A 6000-nucleotide genomic window follows, 5' to 3' on the forward strand; every position below is an offset into this window, starting at 1 on the left:
GGGGCGTCGATCACCTGAAAGGATTCGGGCAGGCTGAAGTAGCCAGGGATGGCTGGAGCTTGCTGTCCGGGTGTTACTTGGTTGGTGCCGACGCGTGGGGGTGTGCCAAGCAGGCCGATACGGCCACCTCGCAACCCATGGCGGCGGCAACTGATTCAGTGCGCACGCTCATCCCCTCGTCGGTTCCCTGTGGAAGCGGATCGCCTTGAAGTGGGAGTCCGCTGCCGATATCCTCCCAAACCTTCACCAGTGATGTCCACTGCGAGAGGGTTCGGTGGGAAGGGGCGGTTCGGTGAGAGAGGGTTCGCCGGAAGGGGCGGTTCGGTGAGAGAGGGTTCGCCGGAAGGGACGGTTCGGTGAGAGAGGGTAGGTGGGAAGGGGCGGTTCGGTGAGAGAGGGTGTGAATTGGGGCACGCTGAACGGTATTTTGGCGTCATGAGGGGATTAGGCGACGCAAACGTTTCGTAATTATCAAGAGGCTAGGCTAGCCTTACTTAGGTTCGCATCACTTACTTAAGGAGTACCGTGGCTTCCCTTCTCCCACGCCGCGCCCTGCTGAAGACCGCAGGTTCTGCGACGGTCGCAATTGCCGCCGTCGCCCTCACCCTCACTGGCTGCTCCACTGGACCCGCCACTTCCACTCCGGCCTCCCAGCAGGCCGAGTCCGCTGCTTTCCCCGTGACCATCAAGAACGTCTTCGGTGAGACCACCATCAAGGAACAGCCCAAGCGCGTAGTTACCGTTTCGTGGGTCAATGACGACATCGCGATCGCCTTGGGCGTTGTCCCGGTTGGTGTTCCGAAGAACGAGTGGGGCAACAACGACAAGGGCTCCACGCCGTGGAAGGACGCAGCCCTCGAGAAGCTCGGCGCCGGCTTCGGTACCGACAAGGCGCCGGTCCAGTTCTCCGAAGCTGACGGCATCAACTTCACCGAGATCGCCAAGCTCAGCCCGGATGTCATCCTGGCCGCGTACTCGGGTCTCGAAGAAGCCGACTACAAGAAGCTCAGCGAAATCGCCCCCGTCGTGGCCCAGCCGGAGCTCGCCTACGGTACCCCGTGGCAGGAAAGCACCACCCTGATCGGCAAGGCCCTGGGCAAGGAAGCCGAAGCCAAGAAGCTGATCGAGGACACCGAGTCCACCATCAAGGACAAGGTCTCCAAGTACCCGCAGATCAAGGACAAGACCTTCATCTACGGCAACCTCGAGCCCGCCAAGGGTGACGGCGTCAACGTCTACACCGCCATCGACAACCGTCCGCGTTTCCTCTCCGAGATCGGCATGAAGCTGGCTCCGGTGGTTACCGAGAACACCAAGACCAACAAGGACTTCTTCATCCCGTGGTCTGCTGAGAAGGCCAACGAACTGACCTCCGACGTCTTCGTCACCTGGGTTCCCGAGGCTGCTACCGCAGATGCCATCAAGGCCGACCCGCTCCTGAGCCAGATCCCGGCCATCAAGTCCGGCGCGCTGGTTGCCGACGCAAACCAGACCCTGACGCTGTCCATCTCCGCGTCGTCGCCGCTGAGCCTCCCGTGGGCTTTGGACACGTTCCTGCCTCAGCTTGGTGCCGCCGCCGACAAGGTCGCGGCCAAGTAAAGCAATGAAACTGAGTACGACGACGGCGGCTACCGCGGGGCGGGTTGGTGGCACTTCGGTGCCGGGTAACCAGCGAGGCATCGCCCCAGGCAGCGACACGGCCGGAAGGGGAACCCGGCCGCGGAGCGCAGGCAAGCGGACCGCTTGGCTGTTGGTCGCCGTCGTCGTACTCGCAGCTGCGTGCGCCGCATCGTTGGCGATCGGCGCGCGCGGGCTTCCCCTTTCCACCATCTGGGAAGCCATCACGCACTTCAACCCGGCCGACGGCGACCACGCGGTGGTTATCGCCCGCATTCCGCGCACCGTGCTGGGTCTTCTTGCCGGAGCGGCCCTTGGCTTGGCCGGCGCTGCGATGCAGGGCGTGGCCCGCAACCCGCTGGCCGATCCCGGCATCCTCGGCCTCAACGCCGGTGCTGCCTTGGCCGTGGTGGTGGGCATCTATGTCTTCGGCATAGGCTCCCTGACCGGCTACATCTGGTTCGCCTTCATCGGCGCCGCAGCGGCCGCCGTCGTCGTTTACGCCATTGCGTCCCGCGGACGTGACGGTGCGACGCCGGTCAAGCTCGCTTTGGCAGGCGCGGCGCTGAGCGCTGGATTGTTTTCGCTGATGAACGTCATCCTCGTTTCCAGCCAGGACACCCTGGACCGCTTCCGTTTCTGGCAGGTGGGAAGCATCGGTGGACGTGACTGGTCCGTCCTCCTGCCCGCCTTGCCGTTCCTGGTGATTGGCGCGCTGATTGTGGTGGGCGGTGGCCGCGTACTCAACAGCCTTGCCCTCGGCGACGACATTGCCCGGGGCCTCGGCCAGAATGTTGCGTTGTCCCGCGGCATCATCGGCCTGGGCATCGTGCTCCTGTGTGGCTCCGCTACCGCGCTGGCCGGTCCCATCGGCTTCCTCGGCCTGGTCATTCCGCACGCCGTCCGGCTGCTGACCGGACCGGACTACCGCTGGATCCTGCCGTTCTCCATGGTGTCGGCGCCCATCCTGCTGATCGTGGCGGACGTGATCGGCCGCGTCATACTCCTCCCGGGCGAAGTTCCCGCGGGCATCATGACCGCGTTGGTTGGCGCTCCCGTGTTCGTTTGGCTCATCCGCCGCGGAAAGGGGGCCGGACTGTGACCACCCTCAAATCCACCGCCGAGCCGGCAACTAATGGCAATGGCTCCGGCGAGCATCCGCATCAATTGCCATCCCGCCGCGCGCTCAGCCCCACGATCTTCCTGGTGCTGGCCCTCGTAGTGATGTTCGCGGTCTACGTCCTGCTGGGCAGCTACACCGTGACCATCCCCGACTTCTTCAAGATCGTCATCAACCACCTGACCGGGGGCGAGAAGATTCCGGGCGCCACCTTCATCGTCATGGAACACAAGCTTCCCCGTGCCATGGTGGGGACGCTGATCGGCGTTGCCTTCGGCCTTGCCGGTGCGCTCTTCCAAACCATGCTCCGCAACCCGCTGGCCAGCCCGGACATCATCGGCATCAGCTACGGAGCAAGTGCTGCAGCCGTCACCGCGATCGTGGTGTTCGGTGCTTCCGGCGCCGTGATCTCCGGTGCTGCCCTGGGTGGCGCACTGGGCGTCGCTGCCATCATCTATGCCATTTCCCGCAAGACCGGCTCCGGGTCCGGCAGCCGCGGCAATGCTGCCGGAAACCGTCTCATCCTTGCCGGCGTGGGCATCGCCGCAGCGCTCCATGCCGTCGTGAACTTCCTCATGACCAGGGCGGACATCCGCACGGCCGCGGATGCCCTGGTATGGCTCAACGGCTCGCTGAACTCTGCCAACTGGGAACGAACGGGCGTCCTGGCCCTTGCGCTCTTGATCCTCGTTCCGGCCGTCATCGCCCTCGCGGGACCGCTGCGCATGCTCGAACTCGGAGACGATGCTGCTGCTGGATTGGGCATCAAGGTCAACGCCGCCCGGCTGGGACTCGTGCTGACCGCCGTCGGGCTTGCCGCCGTCGCAACCGCCGCAGCGGGCCCGGTGGCCTTCGTCGCCTTCCTTGCCGGGCCTATTGCCCGCCGCATCGTCCGCAAACCGAGCCTTCCGGCGTCGGCCCTCACCGGTGCGTTGATTGTGCTCGCCGCCGACTTCTTTGCCTCCAACATCGCGCCGGTTATCCTCGACGGAACCGTCCTCCCTGTTGGCGTCGTTACGGGTGCCCTCGGTGCCCCCTTCCTTCTGTGGCTCCTGCTCACGTCGAACCGAAAGGAAGCCTGACATGGCGATCCTTAATGCCAAGGACCTGACGCTCCAATACGAGCAGCGGAAGGTGGTGGAAGGCCTCACCACGGAGATTCCGGAGGGCAAGGTGACCATGATCGTGGGCGCCAACGCCTGCGGAAAGTCCACCCTGCTCCGCGGCTTGTCCCGGCTGCTTAAGCCTGCCGGCGGTGCCGTGACGTTGGACGGCAAGGACATCCATTCGCGCCCGGCCCGCGAACTCGCGCGGACCCTCGGCCTGCTCCCGCAGCACCCCACCGCACCGGACGGCATCACCGTGCGGGACCTGGTGGGCCGCGGGCGGTACCCGCACCAAGGCTTCTTCCGCAGCTGGAGTGCCACGGACGACGCCGCTGTGCAGCGCGCGCTTGAAGCCACCGCGACGCTGGAACTCGCTGAGCGGAGCGTCGACGAACTGTCCGGTGGACAGCGCCAGCGCGTGTGGATCGCAATGGCCCTGGCACAGGAGACCGAGGTCCTGCTGCTCGATGAGCCCACCACGTACTTGGACCTCGCGCACCAGGTAGAGGTCCTGGACCTGGTCACGGACCTGAACCGCAGCCGCGGCACCACGGTGGCGATCGTGCTCCACGACCTCAACCTCGCGGCGCGCTACGCGGACCACGTGATTGCCATGAAAGGCGGCTGCATCGTCGCCGAAGGTCCGGCCCCGGTAGTGGTCACCGAGGAACTGGTCCACACCGTTTTTGGCCTGGAATCCCGGGTGGTTCCGGATCCGATCTCCGGCACGCCGCTGATCGTTCCCATTGGCCGCCACCACGCCCAAGCTCCGACACGTACCGAACATCACGCCCGTCACGCCAACGAACTGGAGATCGCCTCATGAGTGCACAACCAACCCGGGCCAAAGCGAGCGCCGCAGTGGAACCGATGACCCTGGCCTTCGACGTCACCGTCACGGCGGTCCAGGAACTGAGCCCCAACTTCCGCCGCATCACCTTTGGCGGCTACTCCCTTCGCGATTTCGGCGTGGCAGGGGACACCCTGGACCTGCGCGTGAAGCTCATGATTCCGTCCCTGGACGACGACGGCCGCATCATCCCGCTTCCGGAATTCAAGATGGACGAGGCCGGCTGGTACCAGGAGTGGCTCGCCATGGACCCCGCCGTCCGGGGCTCCATGCGTACCTACACCGTCCGGTCCGAGCGCCTCGACGCCGTGTACCCGGAAATCGACATCGACTTCGTCATGCACTTTGACGATTCCGGACACGGTGGACCCGCCGCCAACTGGGCAGTGGCAGCCAAGCCGGGCGATGCGCTGACCATCATCGGGCCCAACAACCGCGCAGCACAGTGCACTACCGCCGGTGCCTACGGCGGCATCGAATGGCGTCCTGGCCTGGCCCAGCGTGTGCTCCTCGCGGGTGACGAGACTGCCGTGCCGGCCATCAGCGCCATCCTCGAAAGTCTTCCTGCTGACATGACGGGCCACGCTTTCCTTGAAGTCCCCTCGGCGGCTGATTTCCAGGACATCAGCACGGCGGCCGACATCGAAATTACGTGGCTTGCTCGTGGCGCCGCGATTGGACGCTCCCGCCCGCACGGTGAACTCCTGAAGGAAGCCGTGGCTAAGGCCGTCCCCGTTCCGGGCTGGGTGGGCCTGAAGGGTGCCGACTCTGCAGCCGGTCCTGAGCCGGAGGACGTCAACGTGGACCAGGACATCCTGTGGGAAACCCCACAGCGCATGGACGCCGCAGCCATCGAAGCCACCAAGAACCCCACCCTCCCCGCCGGTGCCCTGCCGTTTTATGCGTGGATCGCCGGCGAAGCGTTCGTCATCAAGGAAATGCGCCGCTACCTGGTGCGGGACGTCGGCATCGACCGTAAGCAGGTTGCCTTCATGGGTTACTGGCGCCAAGGCAAAGCGGAGGGTTAAGCGTTCTCCGTCGAGTCCGCCGCCGCGGCGGGTGGCCGGTTGGCTGGGTCCGCCCGCGCGGCGGCCGTCCTCGGCGTGCTGCTCCTTCGTCGCTTTGACGCACGCTGCCGGACGCCCTCCGCGCGGTCTCGTGCGTCCGTCCCCTTCCAACGCTCTCTCACCAAATGGCCCCTTTTGCCTAACGCTCTCTCACCGCGGTGAGAGCGTGGGACTGTCTGAATAACGGTGTGTGGGGTCTGGCCTGATCTGAAGGAGACGGCCGTGTCTGAATCCACGACT

5 protein-coding genes are annotated in these 6000 nt (G+C 65.3%); all 5 read left to right on the forward strand.

What is annotated here, in order from left to right; translation table 11 throughout:
* Positions 1–525 precede the first annotated feature (525 nt).
* The 5 genes from ACIQTZ_RS20225 (at position 526) to ACIQTZ_RS20245 (ending at position 5721) form a co-directional block, all read left to right on the forward strand.
* Positions 526–1599: an iron-siderophore ABC transporter substrate-binding protein gene (locus ACIQTZ_RS20225; protein ID WP_402983343.1), complete on the forward strand. Its 1074-nt coding sequence runs from the start codon at positions 526–528 to the stop codon at positions 1597–1599.
* Between the two features lie 4 nt (positions 1600–1603).
* Positions 1604–2719 (forward strand): FecCD family ABC transporter permease, encoded by a 1116-nt coding sequence (locus ACIQTZ_RS20230; protein ID WP_397326686.1) that lies wholly within the window; start codon positions 1604–1606, stop codon positions 2717–2719.
* Between the two features lie 122 nt (positions 2720–2841).
* The gene (locus tag ACIQTZ_RS20235; RefSeq protein WP_402951456.1) at positions 2842–3819 is read left to right on the forward strand and encodes a FecCD family ABC transporter permease; all 978 of its coding nucleotides are present in this window, start codon (positions 2842–2844) and stop codon (positions 3817–3819) included.
* Between the two features lies 1 nt (position 3820).
* Positions 3821–4669, forward strand: a complete 849-nt coding sequence (locus ACIQTZ_RS20240; RefSeq protein WP_397326685.1) for an ABC transporter ATP-binding protein — start codon at positions 3821–3823, stop codon at positions 4667–4669.
* Positions 4666–5721 carry a siderophore-interacting protein gene (locus tag ACIQTZ_RS20245; protein ID WP_402983346.1) on the forward strand — a complete coding sequence of 352 codons (1056 nt, stop codon included), beginning with the start codon at positions 4666–4668 and terminating at the stop codon, positions 5719–5721. Before ACIQTZ_RS20240 ends, ACIQTZ_RS20245 begins: the two co-directional genes overlap by 4 nt.
* The last annotated feature ends 279 nt before the right edge of the window (positions 5722–6000 follow it).

Source organism: Paenarthrobacter sp. NPDC090520 (assembly GCF_044769205.1).
GTDB lineage: Bacteria > Actinomycetota > Actinomycetes > Actinomycetales > Micrococcaceae > Arthrobacter.